The 18,672-nt window shown below is 57.1% G+C and carries 21 protein-coding genes, 1 pseudogene and 1 riboswitch; of the genes and pseudogenes, 12 read left to right on the top strand and 10 right to left on the bottom strand.

The window, feature by feature from the left end; all coding sequences use genetic code 11:
- From NW835_RS02560 to NW835_RS02550, 3 genes are all read right to left on the bottom strand, one after another.
- The coding region (locus NW835_RS02560; protein ID WP_414414440.1) for a PhnE/PtxC family ABC transporter permease at positions 1 to 357 on the bottom strand (357 nt) is incomplete at its 3' end.
- A gap of 64 nt (positions 358 to 421) precedes the next feature.
- Entirely contained in the window at positions 422 to 1,318 is an 897-nt protein-coding gene (gene phnD / locus NW835_RS02555) for a phosphonate ABC transporter substrate-binding protein (protein ID WP_414414439.1), read from the bottom strand.
- Between the two features lie 61 nt (positions 1,319 to 1,379).
- Positions 1,380 to 2,171: a phosphonate ABC transporter ATP-binding protein gene (locus NW835_RS02550; protein ID WP_414385756.1), complete on the bottom strand. Its 792-nt coding sequence runs from the start codon at positions 2,169 to 2,171 to the stop codon at positions 1,380 to 1,382.
- Between the two features lie 193 nt (positions 2,172 to 2,364).
- On the opposite strand from NW835_RS02550, the gene hisIE reads away from it, so the two are divergent.
- From hisIE to NW835_RS02535, 3 genes are all read left to right on the top strand, one after another.
- Entirely contained in the window at positions 2,365 to 3,060 is a 696-nt protein-coding gene (hisIE, locus tag NW835_RS02545; RefSeq protein WP_414414438.1) for a bifunctional phosphoribosyl-AMP cyclohydrolase/phosphoribosyl-ATP diphosphatase HisIE, read from the top strand.
- Positions 3,020 to 3,706 carry a DUF1997 domain-containing protein gene (locus tag NW835_RS02540; protein WP_414336891.1) on the top strand — a complete coding sequence of 229 codons (687 nt, stop codon included), beginning with the start codon at positions 3,020 to 3,022 and terminating at the stop codon, positions 3,704 to 3,706. The genes hisIE and NW835_RS02540 overlap by 41 nt, the downstream gene beginning before the upstream one ends.
- Positions 3,707 to 3,748: 42 nt before the next feature.
- Positions 3,749 to 3,842, top strand: a riboswitch (Fluoride riboswitch).
- A gap of 25 nt (positions 3,843 to 3,867) precedes the next feature.
- Positions 3,868 to 5,571: a cation:proton antiporter gene (locus NW835_RS02535; protein ID WP_414414437.1), complete on the top strand. Its 1,704-nt coding sequence runs from the start codon at positions 3,868 to 3,870 to the stop codon at positions 5,569 to 5,571.
- A gap of 62 nt (positions 5,572 to 5,633) precedes the next feature.
- Here the strand turns inward: NW835_RS02535 and NW835_RS02530 are convergent, their stop codons facing one another.
- A complete protein-coding gene (locus tag NW835_RS02530) occupies positions 5,634 to 6,188 on the bottom strand; it encodes a hypothetical protein (protein ID WP_414414436.1) in 555 nt (184 codons plus the stop codon).
- 174 nt (positions 6,189 to 6,362) lie between these two features.
- On the opposite strand from NW835_RS02530, the gene NW835_RS02525 reads away from it, so the two are divergent.
- Positions 6,363 to 7,556, top strand: coding sequence for an MFS transporter (locus tag NW835_RS02525; RefSeq protein ID WP_414414435.1), 1,194 nt, complete (start codon positions 6,363 to 6,365; stop codon positions 7,554 to 7,556).
- On the opposite strand, the gene NW835_RS02520 is transcribed toward NW835_RS02525, so the two are convergent.
- From NW835_RS02520 to NW835_RS02500, 5 genes are all read right to left on the bottom strand, one after another.
- Positions 7,507 to 8,577 carry an EAL domain-containing protein gene (locus NW835_RS02520; protein WP_414414434.1) on the bottom strand — a complete coding sequence of 357 codons (1,071 nt, stop codon included), beginning with the start codon at positions 8,575 to 8,577 and terminating at the stop codon, positions 7,507 to 7,509. The genes NW835_RS02525 and NW835_RS02520 overlap by 50 nt on opposite strands.
- 92 nt (positions 8,578 to 8,669) lie before the next feature.
- Positions 8,670 to 9,428, bottom strand: a complete 759-nt coding sequence (gene gloB / locus NW835_RS02515; RefSeq protein WP_414370771.1) for a hydroxyacylglutathione hydrolase — start codon at positions 9,426 to 9,428, stop codon at positions 8,670 to 8,672.
- 6 nt (positions 9,429 to 9,434) lie between these two features.
- Positions 9,435 to 9,698, bottom strand: a complete 264-nt coding sequence (locus NW835_RS02510) for a DUF3143 domain-containing protein (RefSeq protein ID WP_414335177.1) — start codon at positions 9,696 to 9,698, stop codon at positions 9,435 to 9,437.
- A gap of 132 nt (positions 9,699 to 9,830) precedes the next feature.
- Complete coding sequence (locus NW835_RS02505; RefSeq protein ID WP_414364221.1) at positions 9,831 to 10,247, bottom strand: J domain-containing protein; 417 nt, start codon at positions 10,245 to 10,247, stop codon at positions 9,831 to 9,833.
- A gap of 107 nt (positions 10,248 to 10,354) precedes the next feature.
- Positions 10,355 to 10,537 (bottom strand): 50S ribosomal protein L32, encoded by a 183-nt coding sequence (locus NW835_RS02500; protein WP_011430004.1) that lies wholly within the window; start codon positions 10,535 to 10,537, stop codon positions 10,355 to 10,357.
- Positions 10,538 to 10,862: 325 nt separating this feature from the next.
- Here NW835_RS02500 and NW835_RS02495 point away from each other — a divergent pair, with 325 nt between their 5' ends.
- From NW835_RS02495 to NW835_RS02465, 7 genes are all read left to right on the top strand, one after another.
- The gene (locus NW835_RS02495; protein WP_414364222.1) at positions 10,863 to 11,915 is read left to right on the top strand and encodes a CsgG/HfaB family protein; all 1,053 of its coding nucleotides are present in this window, start codon (positions 10,863 to 10,865) and stop codon (positions 11,913 to 11,915) included.
- Between the two features lie 164 nt (positions 11,916 to 12,079).
- Positions 12,080 to 12,739 (top strand): SDR family oxidoreductase, encoded by a 660-nt coding sequence (locus NW835_RS02490; RefSeq protein ID WP_414386435.1) that lies wholly within the window; start codon positions 12,080 to 12,082, stop codon positions 12,737 to 12,739.
- 88 nt (positions 12,740 to 12,827) lie between these two features.
- Entirely contained in the window at positions 12,828 to 15,353 is a 2,526-nt protein-coding gene (locus NW835_RS02485) for a dynamin family protein (protein WP_414414433.1), read from the top strand.
- A 39-nt stretch (positions 15,354 to 15,392) separates the two neighbouring features.
- Complete coding sequence (locus NW835_RS02480) at positions 15,393 to 15,827, top strand: KGK domain-containing protein (RefSeq protein WP_414398580.1); 435 nt, start codon at positions 15,393 to 15,395, stop codon at positions 15,825 to 15,827.
- A gap of 35 nt (positions 15,828 to 15,862) precedes the next feature.
- Positions 15,863 to 16,225 (top strand): KGK domain-containing protein, encoded by a 363-nt coding sequence (locus tag NW835_RS02475; protein WP_414364227.1) that lies wholly within the window; start codon positions 15,863 to 15,865, stop codon positions 16,223 to 16,225.
- A 29-nt stretch (positions 16,226 to 16,254) separates the two neighbouring features.
- Positions 16,255 to 16,575, top strand: coding sequence for a KGK domain-containing protein (locus NW835_RS02470; RefSeq protein WP_414398577.1), 321 nt, complete (start codon positions 16,255 to 16,257; stop codon positions 16,573 to 16,575).
- Positions 16,576 to 16,578: 3 nt separating this feature from the next.
- Positions 16,579 to 16,833: an HNH endonuclease gene (locus NW835_RS02465; RefSeq protein ID WP_414364229.1), complete on the top strand. Its 255-nt coding sequence runs from the start codon at positions 16,579 to 16,581 to the stop codon at positions 16,831 to 16,833.
- A gap of 16 nt (positions 16,834 to 16,849) precedes the next feature.
- Here the strand turns inward: NW835_RS02465 and NW835_RS02460 are convergent, their stop codons facing one another.
- Positions 16,850 to 17,854 (bottom strand): YgfZ/GcvT domain-containing protein, encoded by a 1,005-nt coding sequence (locus NW835_RS02460; RefSeq protein ID WP_414364230.1) that lies wholly within the window; start codon positions 17,852 to 17,854, stop codon positions 16,850 to 16,852.
- Between the two features lie 93 nt (positions 17,855 to 17,947).
- Between NW835_RS02460 and NW835_RS02455 the strand changes: the two are divergent.
- Positions 17,948 to 18,672 (top strand): annotated as a pseudogene (locus NW835_RS02455) (hypothetical protein); the annotation flags it as partial.

Genomic DNA, 18,672 nt, shown 5'->3' with positions numbered 1-18,672 from the left:
GACCCCGGGGAGGGCCCCAAAGCCAATGGCAGCCACAAAAACCAGGGCCAAAACCAGCTCGTTGAGTCCCCTAAGGATATCCATCAGCCCGCGGACAGCCAGATAGACCACGGGAGAGCGGATGACATTCTTGGATCCCAGGAAGGCCAAGGGAAGCACAAGGAAGGTGGCCAGAAAAGTGCCCCAGAAAGCCATGATCAGGGTCTGAAGCAAAGAGTAAAGAAAAGCTGGCAGAAAGTGCAGGCTGGGCGGAAAGAAGCGAGCGACAAAGGCAGCACTCCTCCCCAACCCAGCCAGCAGCCTGACTGGTGAGATCTCAGCCGGCCCTGCCGTCAGCAGGAGAGCCAGAAGGATCATCCCGACTAGCAGAACACCGAGGCGATCTCTCCGTTTGAGCTCCGCTGGTAAGGGGGGCAGTTTCTTAGAGTTGGCACTCAGGTTGCTTAAGAGCATTGTTAACCCTGCGGAAGGGATCATAATCCTTGTCGCTGGCCGGCTCAAAACCCTTGAGACCGCGAGCTTCTAGCCATTGCTTGCCTTCCGGTGTGTTCTCGTACTCTAGGTAGGCCGTGCGGATGGCTTCTTTGAGGTCTTCCGGCAGGTCTTTGCGGTAGGCCCAGGGAGAGGAAGGGATCGGATCGGACTTCCAGATCACCTCAAAATCTTCCAAACCCTTAATTTGGCCCTTCTTGGTGGCAATGCTGATCCCGGTATCCCAAGTCACCCCCACGGGAATGGTTCCCTGAGAGACTCCCAGGATAACCGACTCATGGTTGCCGGCAAAGGCAACTTGTTTAAAGTACTCCTTGGGCTTGATCTTGGCCTCTAGACAGAAGTAAGCCATGGGCACCTTGAAACCAGAAGTGCTCTCCGGGTCAACGAAAGCAAAATCTTTGCCCTTGGCAGCTTCTAGAGTTGTAATGCCACTGCCCTTCTTGGAAATCATCAGAGAGTGGTAAACAGTGCCCGAGCGAACAGAATCTTCCTTCACAAAGGCTTCGATGGGGGCATTGGCTTTTTCAATCGCATCGACGTAAGAGGCGGGCCCATAAAAAGCAACGTGGGTCTTCCCTTCCGCCTGGGAGAGCATCACAGCCGTGTAGTCACCAGCCACGAACAAACGCACCGGGATCCCCAATCTCTCTTTGAGGTAGTTCAGGAAAGGCGCATAGCGAGCTTCGTAATCAGCAGCACTCTCCACCGGCACTTCAGCAATGACCAGCTCCTCGGGCCAGTTCTGCTTCTGCGCCAACACCGGCACCCAACTGGCAAAGCCCAATAGGAAAGCCGCTAGAGCCAAAACCTTCCTTCTCCGCATGAGTATTCTCCTCTGCAGCTGACTTGAAATTGATTGAAGTTGAGTTTGAGCTTACCTGTCCTCAAGCCGTCAAGGCTGAGGGCAACCCTCCGAGGGTTTGAGAGGCTTCCTCCTCCCCAAAGTAGAGATCCTTCTCCTTTTCAGAGGTGAGAGCCGAGACTGGCCCATCAAAGAAAACCTGCCCATCCTTAAAGGCAACAACTCGGTTGGCGTAATGGCGCACCATCTCCAGGTGATGCAGGGTCACTAGGAGCGGGATGCCCTGTCGACGAACCATTCCCAGCAGTAAATCCATGATCACCTGCGCATTTTTGGGATCCAAAGCCGAGATGGGTTCATCTGCCAGGATCAGCGCCGGCTCTTGGATCAAGGCGCGAGCAATGCCCACCCGCTGCTGCTGTCCCCCCGAAAGAGCATCGGCCCTCTGCCAGGCGTGCTCGAGAAGCCCCACCTCCTCCAGTAGCCTTTCTGCTTGGGCCAGATCTTGCTCCGAGAACTGCCGCAGCAAGCCCTGGGTAAGATTCAGGTGGGGCAGGCGCCCAATCAGGACGTTCTCCAAGACAGTCAGGCGGCCAATGAGCTGAAAAGTCTGGTAGATCATGCCCGTACGCTTGCGCACCTGCTGTAGACCCTCTCCTCCGCCTTCGTGGAGGGGGAAAGAGCCAACCCAGACTTTTCCAACGCTGGGCCTAACCATTCCCTTCAGGAGCTTAAGGAGGGTGGACTTCCCAGCGCCAGAGGGGCCAATCAGGGCCACAACCTGGGCTCCATCGCCAAACAAGTCGAGGCAAACCCCTCTTAGGGCAACTTTGTTTTTAAAGGTGACCCAGAGGTTTTCTACCCGGATGCGCATTGCTCCCCCTCGGCGCGCGAAAGCTCGGTATCAAACTTAGCAGCTTGACTTTAAGTCACAACTAAAACCAGGTTAAGCCCAGGTTAAAATCCCCCTAGCGGCAACAAAAACCGGGCTGGGCAGGAGGAGGTACCCTGGGGAGAGCTGGCTTTGCTATCTTGCTTTCTATGCTCTCTTTGGATTCCTGCCCTCTATGATTGCTGCCTCGGACTCCATTCCTTCAGCGGATCCGCCCCGCGCTCTTCTGCCGGAGGGGATCGCTCATCTGGACAGCCTCCGCTATAACGAACAGGGTTTGATCCCGGCCATTGTGCAGGACTACCTGGACGGGACGGTGCTGATGATGGCCTGGATGAACCGGGAATCGCTGCAAAAAACGCTGGAGACAGGCCGCACCTGGTTCTGGAGCCGCTCCCGCCAGGCGTTCTGGCCCAAGGGGGAAACTTCTGGCCACGTGCAGTGGGTCAAACAAATCCGCTACGACTGCGACAGCGACGCGCTGGTCATTTTGGTGGAGCAGGTGGGAGATGCGGCCTGCCACACAGGAGCACGGAGCTGCTTCTTCCGCACCCTCCCAGAGAAGGAAGGGGATCCCATCCCGGCCGCCGATACCCTGTCGCAGGTGTTTGCCGTGATCAAGGCCCGCCAGGCGGATCCCCGTTCCGATTCCTACACCAGCAGCCTGCTGGCCAAGGGAGACAACGCCATCCTGAAAAAACTCGGCGAGGAGACGGCTGAAGTGGTGATGGCAGCAAAAGAGGGGGACAAGACCGCCCTGGCCGACGAGGTGGCGGATCTCTGGTACCACTGCCTCGTGGCTCTTGCTCACTATCAGGTGGATATTCGGGATGTCTATCGCCAACTCCAAGCCCGTCGTTCCCCTCAGTGAAGGGGCTTTGTCCGAAGAGGGGGAGCCGCCTTTGGAGGAGATGGATCACCCCCCACCGTTAGATCAACCGATAGCCAAGATCCACTTGGATTTGCAGGCTGGGCGACGGGGCCAAGTGGATCTGGAGACCGATCGGGAGACTTTGGCCCGTTACCTGCGCGGCCATAGCCAGTGGATCCAGCGCTGCTTCCGGCCATTGCAGGTGGAGCCCCTCTCTGCCGACACCTACAAGCTGCAGTTTTTCCGCATGGGTGGGCTGGGGTTTGAGCTGGAGCCCTGCTTTGGGGTGAAGATCTGGCCGGAGGAAGATTACCTGTTTCGGCTGACTTCGACTGAGCTGCCGGGGGAGGCCGCCCTGCCCTATCGGGTAGATTGCCAGGCCAGTTTCCGGCTGGAGGAGCTACCGGGATCCCCTGCCACTACCCGCGTCCACTGGGATCTTCATCTCGATATCCGGCTGCATTTGCCCAAGTTTTTGCAAGTCCTGCCGCGCAAGTTGGTTCAGAGAGTGGGCAGCCAGGTGGTGCAGCAGGTTACCCGCAGCCTTAGCGATCGCTTTACCCACAATGTCTGCAGCGATTTCTATGGCTCCATTGGCCGTCCCCATCACTCCTATCGCTTGGTTGCGGTGGAAGATGGGGCGTGATACCCTATAGGTCAACGTGAGTGAGTTGTCGGTCAGCTTGCTCCGGCAACCGGTGATGGGGTTCACCGTAACCGCCTCAGGCAGGTTCTAAGAATTCTCTAAATCCAAGGCTGAGGCTGATGACTCCTACTCTTCTGGGCAGATCCAGGGGGTGGGAGTCTTTGATCTTGGGTTACCACCCCACAGCCCCCAAGGCTCTACTTCCCTCTGGGCTGCCCTTCACCATCTGGACGGCAAAGAGAGAGGTTTTGTTGATGCTGGGCAGTTGGCTGTGGATCTTAGGGATGGGCTTTTTTGTCGGCCAGATTGGGGGCCGGCTGGGGATGCCGCCGCTAGTGGGGATGATTCTGGTCGGGATCCTGTTGCAAGAGGTCTTGTCCCCAGAGCTGTTGGCGGCAGCCGGGGATCTGCGCCTAGTGGCCGTCACGATCATCCTCATGAAGGCGGGCCTGGGGCTGGATTGGGAAAAGCTGGCCCAGCAGGGATCCGTGGCCCTGCGCCTGGGGTTTTTGCCGGCAGCCTGTGAGGCGGTGGCAGTGGCGCTCTTGAGCCGCTGGATCCTGGGGCTGGACTGGGGGACGGGGCTGCTTTTGGGCTGTGTGATTGGGGCGGAGTCGCCGGCGGTGATTGTGCCAGGGATGCTGCGCCTCAAGAGCCTGGGCTGGGGGGTGGCCAAGGGGATCCCGGACGCCATTTTGACCGGCAGCGCCCTTTCCGATGTGCTGCTGTTGCTGGGCTTTAGCCTGTTGCTGAGCTTTTTGGGGCAGGGATCTGCCCAGAGCCTTCGCCTGCAGTGGCTGCCGTTCCAGGTGGGGATGGAGATCCTGCTGGGGGTGGCGGTGGGCTACCTGGGGGCGCGGGTTTTGGTGGCCCTCTTGGTGCAGCAGAACTGGACTCGCAACAGTACGCAAGAGGTGCTGCTGGCGGCCTGCCTGGCGCTGGGCTTGGTGCTGGCGCCGCAGGTGTGGCCCTATTTTTCCGGCTACCTGGCGGTGATGGCCCTAGGGTTTTTCCTCGTCCAACTGGATGGGCCGCTGGCGCGGCGGCTGCGGCTTGGGTTCGACGCCCTCTGGACGGTGGCGGAGATCGTGCTGTTTGTCCTGCTGGGGGCCTCTTTGGATCTGCAGGTACTGGGATCCCTGCTCTTGCCCGGTTTGCTGCTTTTGACCCTGAGCCTGCTGTTGGGCCGAGGCTTGGGCTGGTGGCTTTCCACCCTGGGGAGCAACTGGAACTGGCGGGAGCGGCTCTTCTTGCTTCCGGGCAACATGGCCAAAGCCACGGTGCAGGCGGCCATCGGCGGCATCCCCTTAGCCCGGGGGATCCCTGGCGGGGACACGATCCTCGCCCTAGCGGCCCTGTCGATTTTGACCACAGCACCCCTAGGGGCCTGGCTAACCCAGGTTTTTGCCCCTCGCCTATTGGAAAAGGGAGAAGTGGATCCCACCAAGGTGGGCAGCCAGGGTAAGGTGAGCTTCTTGGCCGCTGTGGATACCTCTCCCTTGGCTGAGGCGGTGCTGCGCAAGGCAGCGGATCTAGCGCGGCGGGTGGATGGGGAAGTGATTGTGCTCCATGTTACCGATGAGCCCCAGGGGAAGGGGGTGGAAGCGTTGCGGCAGCTTGCCCAGCGTCTTTTGGCGGATATTCGCCACGAATTTTGCCCGGCTTCTGGCCCCCTGGCGGAGACCATCGTGGATGTGGCCCAGGAGCGGCAGGTTACCGACATAGTCATGGGCAAGCGGGGCCACCGCCCCTGGGAGCAAGTGTTGGTGGGATCCACTTCCCAAGCAGTGTTGGAGACCAGCTCTATTCCTGTAATCCTCGTAGAGTCTCCTAGAGAAACCCCTGGGCAGGCAGCGGAGGCTTAAAGGTCAATGCTGGGCCCTAGAGCTGTTGCTAGGCTAGGCCTCCAAACCGGCCTCAGCAAAGATTATTTGGCTCTACGGGGTATCCATCGGTTTTCGGCGACAGTGAAGCACCTTTTTTCTTTCTTAGTAGGGCAGCACTGAGCATCTTTGGGACCATGAACAAGCATATCTAAGCAGACCTCAGCACTTCCTCTAGAGCTACGAGCGATGGAAATGTTGTTAACGACAACTCTATCGCCAAGAAATACAGGCTCTAGGAGTGTGGGGTTTTTGCTGCCACCTAACAGGCCGGATAAGCTTATCCAGGCAGCACTGCCTCCTGTACTGCTTGCTACAACCGCCACCACATCCTGAAGCCCATCGTTGTTAAGATTGGTAGATTCCAGCCTTTCAAGGCTTGCTGTTAGAAACCCTTCTTCAAAAATGCTAGAGCCTCTTTGATACTTGCCATCTTGAAAACGAACCCGCTCAATATCTGGAAGGGGCGAGGTAGCTATGAGATACTCAGCGTTTAAGAACGCCTGCTCGGCACTTGTTTTAACCGTCGATGCTATCGAAACTAAACAGGCACTTAACAAAAAGCAAGCCAGCTTAAAAAGAATTCTTTTAGCGGCCATTGCTTTGCTCCCTTAGCCAAAAGGACGGAGGGTGTCTAATTCTATTCGATGCAAAGGAAGGAGAACAAGATTGGCTTAGCCTTAGATTGGCCGCAGTTGCTCCTGGTTAGATAAGACCCTCCTGAAGCCTTCTTTGCTCTCACCTCTTGTCTCCGCTAGGCATGGACGCCGGCCATGACTCTTTTCTCTCCTGCTTGGCGCTTCATTGTTTTGCTGGGGATCGTCAGCCTCTGCGCCGACGCCACCTACGAGGGGGCCCGCAGCATCTCCGGAGCTTTTTTGGGATCCCTGGGGGCCAGCGGCACGGTGGTGGGCCTGGTGGCCGGCGGGGGGGAGCTGCTGGCCTATGGGCTGCGCCTGGGCGTGGGCTACTGGAGCGACCGTCTCAGTAGGGATCCCGTGCACCGCAGTCGAGGGCAGTGGCAGCTCACCACCCTGGGCTATGTTCTCAACACGGCGGTGATCCCCGCTCTGGCCTGGGTGAGCAGTTGGCCTGGGGCTGCTTTGCTTTTGCTGGCCGAGCGCCTGGGCAAAGGGATCCGCACCCCGCCGCGGGACCTGTTGCTCTCCCATGCGGCGCTGCAGGTGGGCCAGGGCATTGGGTTTGGCCTGCACGAGACCTTGGACCAAATTGGGGCGGTGGGAGGGCCGCTGCTGGTGGCAGGAATGGTTGCCGCCGGCTACGGGTTCCAAGGCGCATTCTTGGCCTTGGGGATCCCGGCGGCCCTGGGGCTGGGGGTGCTGGGGCTGGCCCAATGGCTGTATCCCACCCCGCGCGACTTTGAGCCGGAGCCGGAAACCGCTCCAGCAAAAGGCTTTTCCAGGGTCTTTTGGCTCTATCTCACAGCAGCGGCCTGTGTGGCCATGGGGTTTGCCGACTTTTCCCTCATTGCCCTGCACCTGCAGCAGCAAGGTGGCGAGGCGGCAGGGATCCCCTTGCTCTACGCCCTGGCCATGGGGGTGGATGCCCTAGCCGCCCTGGGCTGGGGCTGGCTATTTGACCGCCTGGGGCTGGGGAGCCTGTTGGGGGCGGTGGTCCTGTCTGCCGGTTTTGCGCCGCTGGCCTTTTCCGGCAGCTACGGGCTGACGGTGGTGGGCATGCTGCTCTGGGGGATTGGCCTGGGCGCCCAGGAATCGGTCATGAAGGCAGCAGTAGCTGGCATGGTGGCCGCCCAGGCGAGGGGCTTTGCCTTGGGGCTGTTTACCAGCATCTACGGCCTGGCCTGGTTTTTGGGCAGCGCCCTGATGGGGGTGCTCTACGATCTCTTTCTCCCCGCTTTGGTCATCTTCTCGGTAGCCGCTCAAGCCGCGGGGGCAGCTATCCTCTGGGTCTTAATCCTAAGGGGACAGGCTGGGGCCGGGCGATGAAAAAGCCCTGCACCAGATCTACGCCGCGGTCGCGCACCCACTGCAGCTCTCCTGCCGTTTCGATCCCTTCCGCCAGGGTAGTGATCCCCAGCTTTTGAGCCAGCTCCAGCAGTTTCTCGGCAATCACCGCCTTATAGGGATCCCGATCCACCCCCCGAATGAGCTCCCTATCCAGCTTGATGAGATCCGGCTGCAACTGGTGCAACAGGTTCAGGGATCCGTAGCCGGCGCCCAGGTCATCCAGCGCCACCCGAAAGCCCCCCTGCCGATAGAAGCGCAAAATCCGCTGCAAGTGGTCCAAATCGGGGCTGCGGTCGGATTCGTTGACCTCAAACACCACCCGCTGGGGCGGGATCCCGGCGCGACTGATGGCCCAGACGGTGGAGCGCAGACAAAAGGCCGGGTCGTAGATAGCCGTAGGGCTGAAGTTGATGAAGAGATCCCCTTGTAAGCGGTGCTGGGTGGCCGCGGCAATGGCTGTGCGGCGGGCGGCCAAGTCCAAGTGGTAGAGCAGCCCGGCCTCGCGGGCCATGGCAAAGAGCAAGCCCGGCCCAATCACCTTGCCCTCTTTGTCCAACCCGCGCACCAGCGCCTCGTGGCCCATCACACAAGTGGGATCCCGCCCCCCGACAATGGGCTGAAAGTAGGTGGTGAGACGGTCTTCCTTCAACACTTCCAGCAAAAGCTCAGCTTGGGTGCGGTGGAACAACTGCAGCAGTGACTCCACCCGGGCGCAATCTTGCCAGCAGGGATCCCTATCTCCGGCCAAAAACAGGGCGCGGCTGGCCCGCATCTCTTCTTGCGAGAGAATATCAGCCATTGTCTCCAGGGTCTTCTTAAGGGCTCCCTGGGCAATGGCAACAACTAGGCCAAGGTCTTGCAAAAGTTGAACGGGAACCTCTGTCTTGGCCTCCAGAGCCCGCCAGAGCTTCTGGTGGATATGAGGAGTGGGCAGCCAGAGAAATAGGCGCCCTGGCTCTTGCAGAAAGGCGGGCAGAGCTGGGCAGTCGGGGCAAGACATAGATCTGCAGGGAGTAGCTAGAGGCAGTCCCCCCGACAGTATGCCTTAGCTCTCTTAGAAATTGCCAAAAGTTGTCAATCAAAAGAAAAGTGTCAAAACTGATCCTTCATACCCCGCAGCCGCGCAAAAACCCGCACCGGATCTTGAACGCCGGTGGCCGCCTGCAGAGCCGGCTGATCCCAGCGCAAAAAAGGATTGGTGCGGCGCTCTTCGCCGATGGTGCTGGGCACCGTTGGGGATCCCGCCTGGCGCAGGGCCACCACCTGCTGATAGCGCGCCTGCAAGTCGGGGTTGTCCCCATCTACCGTCAAGGCAAACTTGAGGTTGTTCAAGGTGTATTCGTGGGCACACCACACCCGCGTCGGTTCAGGTAACTGGCGCAGTTGATCCAGGGATCCCAGCATTTGCTCTGGGGTGCCCTCAAAGAGCCGCCCGCATCCCCCAGCAAACAGAGTATCGCCACAGAAGAGATCCCCGCTTTCGGGGAAGTAGTAGGCAACATGTCCCCGCGTATGGCCGGGCACAAACAACACCTTCGCCTGCCGGCCCGCAAGTTCCACCGTCTCCCCCGCCTGCAGCTCCACCGTCTGGCCAGGGATCCGCCCTCGATCCACCTGGCTGCCGTAGACGACGGCGCGGGGGTAGCGGGCCAAAAGTTGCAGGTTGCCCCCCACATGGTCGTGGTGGTGGTGGGTGTTGAAGATGGCCACCAGCTCCGCCCCCAGCTCGGCCAATTTGTCCAGCACGGGCTCGGCCACTGCCGGATCCACCACTGCTGCCGTTGCCGTCTCGGGATCGTAGAGCAGATAGATGTAGTTGTCGCGCAGGGCAGGCAGTTGCAGAATGCGCATGGCCGGCTAGTCCTCAAAAATGGCCTGTTCTACATCCTGGCGGCTGAGGGAGTAGGGGAAAGACAGGGTTTTCGTGTTGCCATCCGGGTAGGTGTAGCGCACCCAGATGCTGGTCTCTTCTAGGCGCAGGCAGGCTTTCCAGCCCGGCCGCTCGCAAAACCATTGCTCCACATCCTTTGGGTCGCGGGTGCAGCCTTGCTCCTCCAGCCAGCGTTCGATGGCGTGGAGCGGGTGATTGTAGAGAGGTGTGGTGGCAGGGGGCAAAGGCATGGTGAGATTCAAACGCGCGCAGAGAAGCCGTCAAACTAGACAAAAGTTAACAGCCTATTCCATTCAAGCACTTGATCCGTGGGAAGCTCCGAGCGCTTTGTCTGAACCTCATCCCCAAGCAACCGGAGTTGGTTAGCCCACCCCGCCCTCCCGTAGCCAGGCCAAAGCAACCGCCAACACCAAACACGCCACGAAGGTGGATCCCATCAGCAGCAGGGCACAGAGCTCGCCCGCCGAGAGAGGCCGGGTTTCCATGCGCAGCTCGAGAGAATCCGTATGAAGGGATCCCCTCCCGTTGAGGGATCCCGTTTCGACCGTCACCGCCCGCAGGCTGGCATCGTAGATGGCCCGTTTCGCCGGGTTGCTGAGGACAAGGTAGGCTTCCTGGAGTTCTTGGAAGCAACGAATCGCCACCTCTGGCGCCAGAGGAGAAGTGTCGGGATGGTAGCGTTTGCTCAACTGCCGGTAGGCCCGCCGAATGGCCTCAGGAGATGCCCCTGGAGACAGGCCCAGCCGCTGGTAGTAGGTAAGAGAGGTCAACGAGCGCATGCCAGTCGCTAAACAACCAAGACCGGGAGGCAGCAGAACAGCTCTCAAGAGAGCCTGACCCCAATGTAAACCACTCTTCTGGCTATGGGGATCCCTGCTGCCGGGCTTTATTCTTCTCCCTCCTCTTCTTCGGACTTGGCTTTGGGGTAGTAGAAGCCGGTGTTGCGACCGCTGAGAATGGCGCGCCCAATGGTCATCGCCCGCTGGGCCTGCAGCTTGGCTTTGCCCAGCCAGACAGCATACCGCCTGCGACTGCGGGCTTTGGAGGTTTTCTTCTTGGGAACAGGCATAGCTTGTACAAAAACACAGCTCTACTAGGCTAGCACTGGGCTTGCACGCTCGATCCCGTTCTGAACCTGGCCCAATTGGGTCAAGCTTTTCCGGCAACTTACAAAGGGCGAGCGTCTCTGCCCAACCTTAACTGTTGAGATCTGTCAACTCCTCTGTGCAAACCCTCTTCATCCCTTTTCCCAAAGGCCTCGAAGTCGGTAGAGTATAGGACATCTTCTGGAACAGGCGGCCAGGTGATATTGGTCATCCTCCCCCGGAAGCTCTTTTGGGTGCAAGCTAAGAATGGACTGTGGCCACCTCCTCGATCCAGGAGATCGCTCAATCATGCGCAACCTCTCTTCCATCTTGTTGTTCGGGATCCCGCTGCTGAGCTTGGGTTGGACGGGGATCCCAGTGGCTGCCCAATCCACCAATCCGGAGCTGTGCCAGAAGTTTCCCCAAGACCTTCGCTGCAATCTCTCTGCCCCCAGCCAGGTAGGACAAGCGCCTCAACCCAGCACTCGCCCGCGCGTTGCGGTTTTGGATTTTGATTTCAGCAGCCTCAGCAATTCCTACAGCCTGCGCGAGGCTTCCCGGGGGGTGAGCGATCTGCTGGTGGATCGGCTGGTGAGAGATGGCACTTTTTCTGTTATCGAGCGCTCGCGGCTGGACGCGATCTTGGCCGAGCAGAACTTGGGGCTATCGGGGCGGTTGGATGCCAACACCGCCGCTCAGGTGGGCCGGATCCTCGGGGTCGATGCGGTGATCCTCGGCAGTGTTACCCAGTTCGATGTGTCGGTGCGCCGTTCCGGCGGTGGGGCGCCGGTCTTAACCCCCTTCGGCAGCTTTCCGCTGGCGGTGGGGGCCGAGTCGGTGGATGCCGATGCCAACGTGCAGCTCAATGCCCGCCTGGTGAGCACCAGCACGGCCGAGATCTTGGCCGTGGTCGAGGGCCGGGGCAACGCCAGCCAGTCGGATAGTACGGTCACGGTTGCCGGCTTTGGCGGGGGATCCGCCACCAGCAACGAAGAAAAGCTGCTGGTTTTAGCCAGCCAGCAGGCGGTGGAGCAAATTGCCCAGCAGTTGGCCGGTTTTGCCAGTCGCTTGGCAGCCCAGCCCCGCTCTTTGCCGACGGTGGATGCCTTGGTGGCGGATGTCTACGGCAATCAGGTGATCTTGAACAAGGGCAGCCGCGACGGCTATCGCGTGGGATTGATCCTTTCTGTGGAGCGCGTCGTTCGCGAGGTTAAGGATCCAGCCACAGGAGCAGTCCTGCGCAAATTGACCGAGCCAGCTGGCCAAATTCAACTGACAGAGGTGGATCAGGGATCCAGTGTGGGCCGCATTCTCAGCGGCTCTGGCTTTAAGGTGGGAGATGTAGCCAAGCCGCTTCAATAGAAGTCCACCGGCTACTCCCCCGTAACTTGCTTCACCAGCAGGTTGGGGCTATTCGTTGCGCTTTGGGATCTCTACCATTCCGCTCTGGGCGGATTGGATAATGGTTCTAGCAGGGCCAACCCAAGAGCTGGTACAACTACAGCCAACCTAGGCAAAGGGAGAAGATGAAGGCTTTTGTTGCAGGGGCTACGGGAGAAACGGGGCGGCGCATCGTCAAAGAGTTGGTGGGCCGCGGCATCCCGGTACGGGCGCTGGTGCGCAGCCGCGAGCTGGCCGCACAGGTTTTGCCCCCCGAAGCAGAAGTGGTGGTGGGAGATGTGCTGGACCCGGCCACACTAAGGGCCGGCATGGAGGGATGCACGGTGGTACTCTGTGCTACAGGAGCTAGGCCCAGTTGGGATCCCTTTCTGCCTTACCGAGTGGATTATGAAGGCACCAAGAACTTAGTGGATGTGGCCAAAGCCCAAGGGATCCAACACTTTGTTTTGATTTCTTCTCTATGCGTGTCCCAGTTGTTCCATCCCCTCAACCTGTTTTGGCTGATCTTGGTGTGGAAAAAACGAGCCGAAGAATACCTGCAAAAAAGCGGCCTCACCTACACCATCATTCGGCCAGGGGGCCTGAAAAACCAGGACAACGAGGATGGCATTGTCCTCTCCCAGGCTGACACTCTCTTTGAGGGCAGCATCCCTCGCCTCAAGGTAGCTCAAGTGGCTGTTGAAAGCCTGTTCCAGCCGGCAGCAAAAAACCGCATCTTCGAGATCATCGCTAAGCCCGGCGTTCCCAGGCGGGAGTGGAGTGACCTCTTTGCCCTAGCAAGCTAGGGCCCCGTCGGAAGAAAAGTAGTATAGGGATCTCACGCCCGAGGCTGAGGGCGTTATAATCTCCCCAGCCCTAGCGGAGATCCCTGAGATGGCTGTGCAACTCTTGCCTCAGTGTGAGAACTTACGGGAGCATGTTGAAACGATTCTAAACCTTTGGCAGCAGGATCCCACGCTCTCAGCAAAGCAAGATACAACCCGAGTTCAGGCTTCACTAAGCAAGGCTATTTCTCCAACTTTTGAGATTGTCTTTGCCGGTGCTTTTAGCGCTGGCAAGTCGATGCTGATCAACGCCTTGTTAGAAAGGGAGCTTCTCTATAGCGCTGAAGGACACGCCACAGGGACAGAGTGCTACATCTCCTATGCAGAGCCTGCCGCCGAGAGGGTAGTACTCACCTTCCTCAGCGAGCGGCAGGTGCAGGAACAGATGGCTGCCTTCTGCACTCGCTTAGGCTTAGCCCTACCCAGCGGCAACAACCTAGAGGAAGTCACCCTCAATCGCCTAAAAGAGCAGGCTGAGGCCATTGTTCAGCAGGAGGGCGGCAAAAGTAAGTCGGAACGAGCAAAGCAGGCAGATGCGCTGCGCTTATTAATTGAAGGTTTCCAGCAAAACCGCGCCAGAATTCACCCAACCGAAAACAGAGTATTTTCGATGGAACAGCTTAACCTTGGCAACCTAAGAGAAGCGGCCAGTTTTGCGCGGCGCGGTGCCAATAGTGCAGTTCTGCGGAAGATTGAGTACTACTGCCATCATCCTCTATTAGAAGACGGAAACGTTATTGTCGATACCCCTGGAATTGATGCTCCCGTTAAAGCGGATGCCGAGCGCACCTATCAAAAAATTGCCGATCCAAACACTTCCGCAGTTGTCTGTGTCCTCAAGTGTGCTACAACAGGTGAGCTGACTAAAGAAGAAACAGAACTCATTGAGCACATCCAAAGTAGCGAAAGTATTCGCGATCGAGTTTTTTATGTGTTCAATCGCATTGATGAAACTTGGTACAACTCCCAGCTAAGGCAGAGATTAGAGACCATCATTGACCAGCAGTTTCGTCAAGCCCGCCTATTTAAAACTAGTGCCCTGCTTGGCTTCTACGGCTCGCAGATCAGGGAAACGACTCGAGAAACAAGGTTTGGTCTGGATACCATTTTTGCAGAAAGTATAAAAGAGCTAGGTGGCAGAGAGCAGACACCTCAATTTATTAGCGAATTTGTCAAGTACTGTAGCTCCTCAGGCAGGCTTGTGGGATCCCCCTTCCGCCCTTCGGTGCACGGCTATGAGACTCCTATCGATAACTACGTTCGAATTCTAAGCGAGTGGGGCAAGCCCTTGATTGAGTACATGATCAAAGATAGCGGCATAGAAGAATTTCTCAGTGGGATTACTCGCTATTTGAAGGAAGAAAAGCGCCCGCAGTTGTTTATAGCTCTTGCCGATGACCTGCAGCCTCTGTGTATTGAGCTCAGAAAGTCCTACCTAGATCTTTATAGAGACCTAGACAGCCAGCCTAGAGAAGTTGATAGCATGATTGCCCATGAGTTAATGCTTATTAATCAGCAGTTGAATAGGATTGGTCAAGAGTTCGATGAACATATTCAAACTATGGTTAACGAAATTATTGACGGAACGGATAAAGAGTTTGAGTATGACTTCCGAAGGCTGCAGGCCAAGATGGTGCGTAGGCTGGATGAGCTTCTGGACACATTCTCAATAGATAGTGCCTATAGCCAAGCTGTCCGCATCCACCACCGTAACTCCACAGCTCCCTTTTTGGCTGTGCTGGTTGAGGCCCTTTACTACCTATCAAATCACCTAGAGGATATACTGGTCGAGTCTGCCACCACAGTTGTGGAGAACTCCTTTCGGCGGATTATTGATCGGGTACGCAGTTCAGACTACTACAAGCAGTTGTTTCGCCTACTGGGATCCGACGGTGATCTAGAGAAAAAACTACTAGAGGTTAAGGAAAAAGTTTGCACTGCATTAGTCAGCGGCGCTCGAAAAGAGTGCGATCGGTATCTAAGAGAAAGTCCTCGCTTCTATGACGAGGGCACTTTCTCCATTTACCAGTTCCGGGAAGTTTTAAAGCAAACATCTCAGTCCTACGATATTTCCGCTATTCGAGATGCGGAGCCGGGGATCCGGCAATTGCTGAAGCTTGACTTTGAGCCCAAAGTCAGCCAGACAATACGCTCTAACTTCCGACAAGAAACCAACAATACCCTCAAGACTCAGCTCTTGCCCGTTGCTAAGGAAGTGGCTGATGAAATTCTACAAAAGTATCCCGAAGCAAAGCAATTTATGGAAGCGACACTTAGAAAGGAAGCAGAAGAAAGAATTACCTTAAACCAACAGCGTCTAAGGGATCTAGAAGCAAAGATCGATAGCTACAACCAAGCCGTTTCTGGGATTAACCTATGCTTACAGGCTATGGGCCTAGGTCGTGAACTTTTGCCCTCGATTTCTTTACTGAAACCTTCTTCGACCGGTGAATTAGCTGACAGCTCAGCAGGTTCTTCCGAGCAGCCAGCGAGCGAAAGTGGGCCGAGTGATGAGATCTCTGACTTAGGTAAGATTTTCCCCGAGCTGGACAGCATACTTGACGATCTGAGATAAAGTAGTTTGTTTCTCCCTACTATTTGAGGAGGTGAAGTTTTGTTGCCTAAGGCCCTGCCCTTGCAGCAATGCTTAGAAGGGGTTCTCTCCATAGGGGAGAAAACTTTCAAGGTTGCTAGCCTGGTCAAAGCTGCCCAAGAGGATTTGGCCAAAAAGGAAGAGCTCAATCGCTTGTTTATTACAGCCTTGAGATCCTCGGGGATCCTTCCACCGGAAAACCTGATTAGTATTGCCAGTAGCTTTCTTCCTCCTATTCCTATTCCTCCCGGATCTGAAGAAAAGTTAGAAAAGTTACTGCAAGAAACCAAGTGGTTTGATCAGGGCCTTACCTGTCAGCTCTTGGTACCGGGTAAGAAGGAGTGGGAGAAAGGTAGGGTCAGATTGCGGATCACTGTAGAGTTTGAGCCAGAGCGTACGGGCTCAGAAAGTAGCGATGGATCCCCTCTAGATGACCTTCGCACAGACAAGGAGTAGCTTAAGTTAGCGGGATGCATTAGGAGGCTGGGTCAGTGTCAAGCAACGATCAACCTCAGGATCGCTTTGTCGAGATAGATGCTTCTCCAAACACCGTCATTGATATAGGAGGAGGCCTGATCTACTCAAAAGAGTTTATTTGGGCTTGCTTGGAAAGTGCTTATAATAACTTTGGATCTCGTTTATATGACAAACTTAGAGCCAAAAACATTCCTGGCTCGGTCAATTTTTACCAAATAACTGATGCGAGAGGGATCCCTGTTAAACTTTTACGTCCTAGCTTGCCATGGGTTGATGGCAGAGTTAGGGTAAGGCTAATAGTTGAGTTTGAGCCAGAAGATCCAGGATCAGCAAGCGATGGATCTTCTCTGGATGACCTTCGAAAGGATGCCGATTAGCCAGGTCTGTTAGCACTAGGAAACAAGACATGCTTGACTCGATACTTCTCAAAGCAGATGATAAAGAAACTGCCGTTGCGATTGGCGACCAAATCTATATTCCTAGTGTTTTGCACAGTGCAATTATTGATTACCTTCTTGCAGATATTGCACGAACAAATAGCCACCTTCGCTCAAAAAAGATTCACGTAGAAATTAGAGCTTTAGTAGAGGGAGTAAAATCCCGAATCTTACAGCCTAGAAAGGATTGGGCTGAGGGAAAGGTATCCCTTAAAGTTTGTCTCGAGTTTATTCCCGATAGCCCATCTCGAGACTCCGAACTAGATAGTTTTCGCAATACAGGTGAGTAATGGATGAAAGAGAAAAAACCTGGTGAGAGGATCCCGATCCCAGCATCTGTGCGGGAGTATGTCTTCCAAAGGGATGGCTTCCGCTGCCGCAGTTGTGGCAAATCGCCCCCAGAGGTGCAGCTTCAGGTTGATCACATCGTCCCCCTTGCCCAGGGCGGCAGCAACGACATCAGCAACTTGCAAACCCTGTGCAAAGTCTGTAATCAGCGCAAAAAGGACAGGTGGGATCCCCGCTTTCGCCGCCATTTCGATCTCTAGGGAGCTGAGATCTACCTCAAACAACAGGCGGAAAGCTCAAAAAGGGCGGGCGGGTGAGGATCCCTGCTACAGAACCGACTTCCACCTCCCACCCTTCAGCCGGCTCGAACTTGGTGCGCACATAGCCCAAGCCCCAGTAGCCTTGGGAGGTGGAACCAGCGCTGGTCAACACACCAATCTTTTCTCCTTGCCGCACGATGTCGGCACCGGGCTGAGCCTCGCCCTGGAGGCGGATCCCCCATAAGGTTTGGCGGATGCGCCGGTAGGTTACCTGCTTGGCCAAGACTTCCTGGCCAATGTAACACCCTTTGGAGAGGGAAATGGCGTGCCACAGGCCGGCTTCCAGAGGGTTGTAGTCGGGGGTTAGCTCGCGGTCGGCGGCAGGGCGACCGGCCTCCAGGCGCAGGGCTTCCCAAAGTTCAGGTGAGGCCAGCTCCGCTCCAGCTTGCAGCAGGCAGTCGGCAAGGGCAGCTTTGTGCTCTAGGTTGCCCCAGAGGGTAAATCCCGGCTGGGCAAGGCCGCTGCCACAGGCCAAATGGACAGGGATCCCCTGAATCGCCACCTGGCGGTGTTCGTACAGTTTTGTCGGGATCTCTTCTGCAGCCACCACCTTCTCCAGAAGAGCCTGGCTCTGGGGGCCAATTAGCCCAAAGGCAAAGGTCTGGTCAGTCGCATCGGCTAGCTGGGCCCCCCGCACAAAGGGCAACATACGCCCCAGGCTCTGCATCAGCAGGCTGCGCCGCTGCGGCGAAGTCCAGATCCAGGAAGCCTCTTCTTCCACATACACCGTGGCCAGATCGAGGATCCCTGCTGCGGGGCTAACGAAAACCGTATCCGCCCCCTGGCCGGGAGCAAGGGCCTTAAGATTCTGGGTACTCTGGCTGTGCAAATAGTCCAAGCCGGGGGATCCCTGCAGGCGCAGGCGACCCCATTCAGAGCGATCCAAAAGCAGGGATCCCCTCTGCGCGGCGGCTTGCTCTTGCGTGGTCAAGGTGGTGTGAACAGCAGAAATAACAGACATCGCTCACCCCAGGGGTGCTCTTTGGTTTTCTTCCCTACCCTAGAATAGGCTAGTTTACCCTAGCGTCTGTGGCAGATCCTTGGTGTACTGACTGTGATCGAGGTTGAGGTTCACCAACAGTTGCGACAGCTTTTGCGGCAGTCTCCCGAAGCCGTGTGGCCCCATCAGTTGACGATGGCCCGCATGGTGGCCCGGGGATTGCGGTTGGGTCGCAGCACCTTGATCCAAGTGCCTGCTGGGGGCCAGCACCGCCTCAGCTATCTGCTGCCAGCCTTGATGTGGCCGCATGCCACGTTGCTCTGTGCCACGGTGCCCGTGCAGGCGCAAATCTTGGGAGAAGAGATCCCTTGGCTCCGGCAGACCCTGCAGTTGCACAAGCCCGTCCTGCAAAAAGACCGTTGGCCAGATCCCGATTTTCAGGGGCTGCTGTTGGTAGATCCCCTGGATTGGCTGCGGGCTCGCCTAAGGGGAGCCGAGGTACCGACCGGGATCCCTCTGATCCTAGACGGAGCCGAAGACCTGGAAGATTGGGCCTACCAGGCGCTGACGGTCACCCTGGAAGCCAGTCACTGGCAGCAGCTCCGGCAGATCTTCCCTGCCGAGGCGGAGCGGCTTTCCCAGGCCCAGGTGAATTTGGCCCTGCAGCTTTTGCGGCGACCGCTTTCCCGCTGCCTGCTCCAGGCGGATGAACAGGTTCACCTGGAGGCAGCGCTGTCTCTGGTGGTAGGCTACGCCGGCTGGCTGCCAGATCCTTGGGATCAAATCCGCTGCAGGCTTAGCGCCGAGGGGGATCCCACCTCCCGCTGGGTTTGGTGGGC

The sequence above is a fragment of the Synechococcus sp. OH2 genome, assembly GCF_047462155.1.
Taxonomy (GTDB): domain Bacteria; phylum Cyanobacteriota; class Cyanobacteriia; order Thermostichales; family Thermostichaceae; genus Thermostichus.
The sequence above is the reverse complement of the archived record's forward strand: the minus strand, read 5'-3'. Positions and strand labels throughout refer to the sequence as shown.

Excerpts from the sequence above, each read along its gene's own strand:
- phnD (WP_414414439.1), bottom strand. The coding sequence starts at position 1,318 with ATGCGGAGAAGGAAGGTTTTGGCTCTAGCGGCTTTCCTATTGGGCTTT.
- NW835_RS02550 (WP_414385756.1), bottom strand. The coding sequence starts at position 2,171 with ATGCGCATCCGGGTAGAAAACCTCTGGGTCACCTTTAAAAACAAAGTT.
- hisIE (WP_414414438.1), top strand. The coding sequence starts at position 2,365 with ATGATTGCTGCCTCGGACTCCATTCCTTCAGCGGATCCGCCCCGCGCT.
- NW835_RS02540 (WP_414336891.1), top strand. The coding sequence starts at position 3,020 with ATGTCTATCGCCAACTCCAAGCCCGTCGTTCCCCTCAGTGAAGGGGCT.
- NW835_RS02530 (WP_414414436.1), bottom strand. The coding sequence starts at position 6,188 with ATGGCCGCTAAAAGAATTCTTTTTAAGCTGGCTTGCTTTTTGTTAAGT.
- NW835_RS02525 (WP_414414435.1), top strand. The coding sequence starts at position 6,363 with ATGACTCTTTTCTCTCCTGCTTGGCGCTTCATTGTTTTGCTGGGGATC.
- NW835_RS02520 (WP_414414434.1), bottom strand. The coding sequence starts at position 8,577 with ATGTCTTGCCCCGACTGCCCAGCTCTGCCCGCCTTTCTGCAAGAGCCA.
- gloB (WP_414370771.1), bottom strand. The coding sequence starts at position 9,428 with ATGCGCATTCTGCAACTGCCTGCCCTGCGCGACAACTACATCTATCTG.
- NW835_RS02510 (WP_414335177.1), bottom strand. The coding sequence starts at position 9,698 with ATGCCTTTGCCCCCTGCCACCACACCTCTCTACAATCACCCGCTCCAC.
- NW835_RS02505 (WP_414364221.1), bottom strand. The coding sequence starts at position 10,247 with ATGCGCTCGTTGACCTCTCTTACCTACTACCAGCGGCTGGGCCTGTCT.
- NW835_RS02500 (WP_011430004.1), bottom strand. The coding sequence starts at position 10,537 with ATGCCTGTTCCCAAGAAGAAAACCTCCAAAGCCCGCAGTCGCAGGCGG.
- NW835_RS02495 (WP_414364222.1), top strand. The coding sequence starts at position 10,863 with ATGCGCAACCTCTCTTCCATCTTGTTGTTCGGGATCCCGCTGCTGAGC.
- NW835_RS02490 (WP_414386435.1), top strand. The coding sequence starts at position 12,080 with ATGAAGGCTTTTGTTGCAGGGGCTACGGGAGAAACGGGGCGGCGCATC.
- NW835_RS02485 (WP_414414433.1), top strand. The coding sequence starts at position 12,828 with ATGGCTGTGCAACTCTTGCCTCAGTGTGAGAACTTACGGGAGCATGTT.
- NW835_RS02470 (WP_414398577.1), top strand. The coding sequence starts at position 16,255 with ATGCTTGACTCGATACTTCTCAAAGCAGATGATAAAGAAACTGCCGTT.
- NW835_RS02465 (WP_414364229.1), top strand. The coding sequence starts at position 16,579 with ATGAAAGAGAAAAAACCTGGTGAGAGGATCCCGATCCCAGCATCTGTG.
- NW835_RS02460 (WP_414364230.1), bottom strand. The coding sequence starts at position 17,854 with ATGTCTGTTATTTCTGCTGTTCACACCACCTTGACCACGCAAGAGCAA.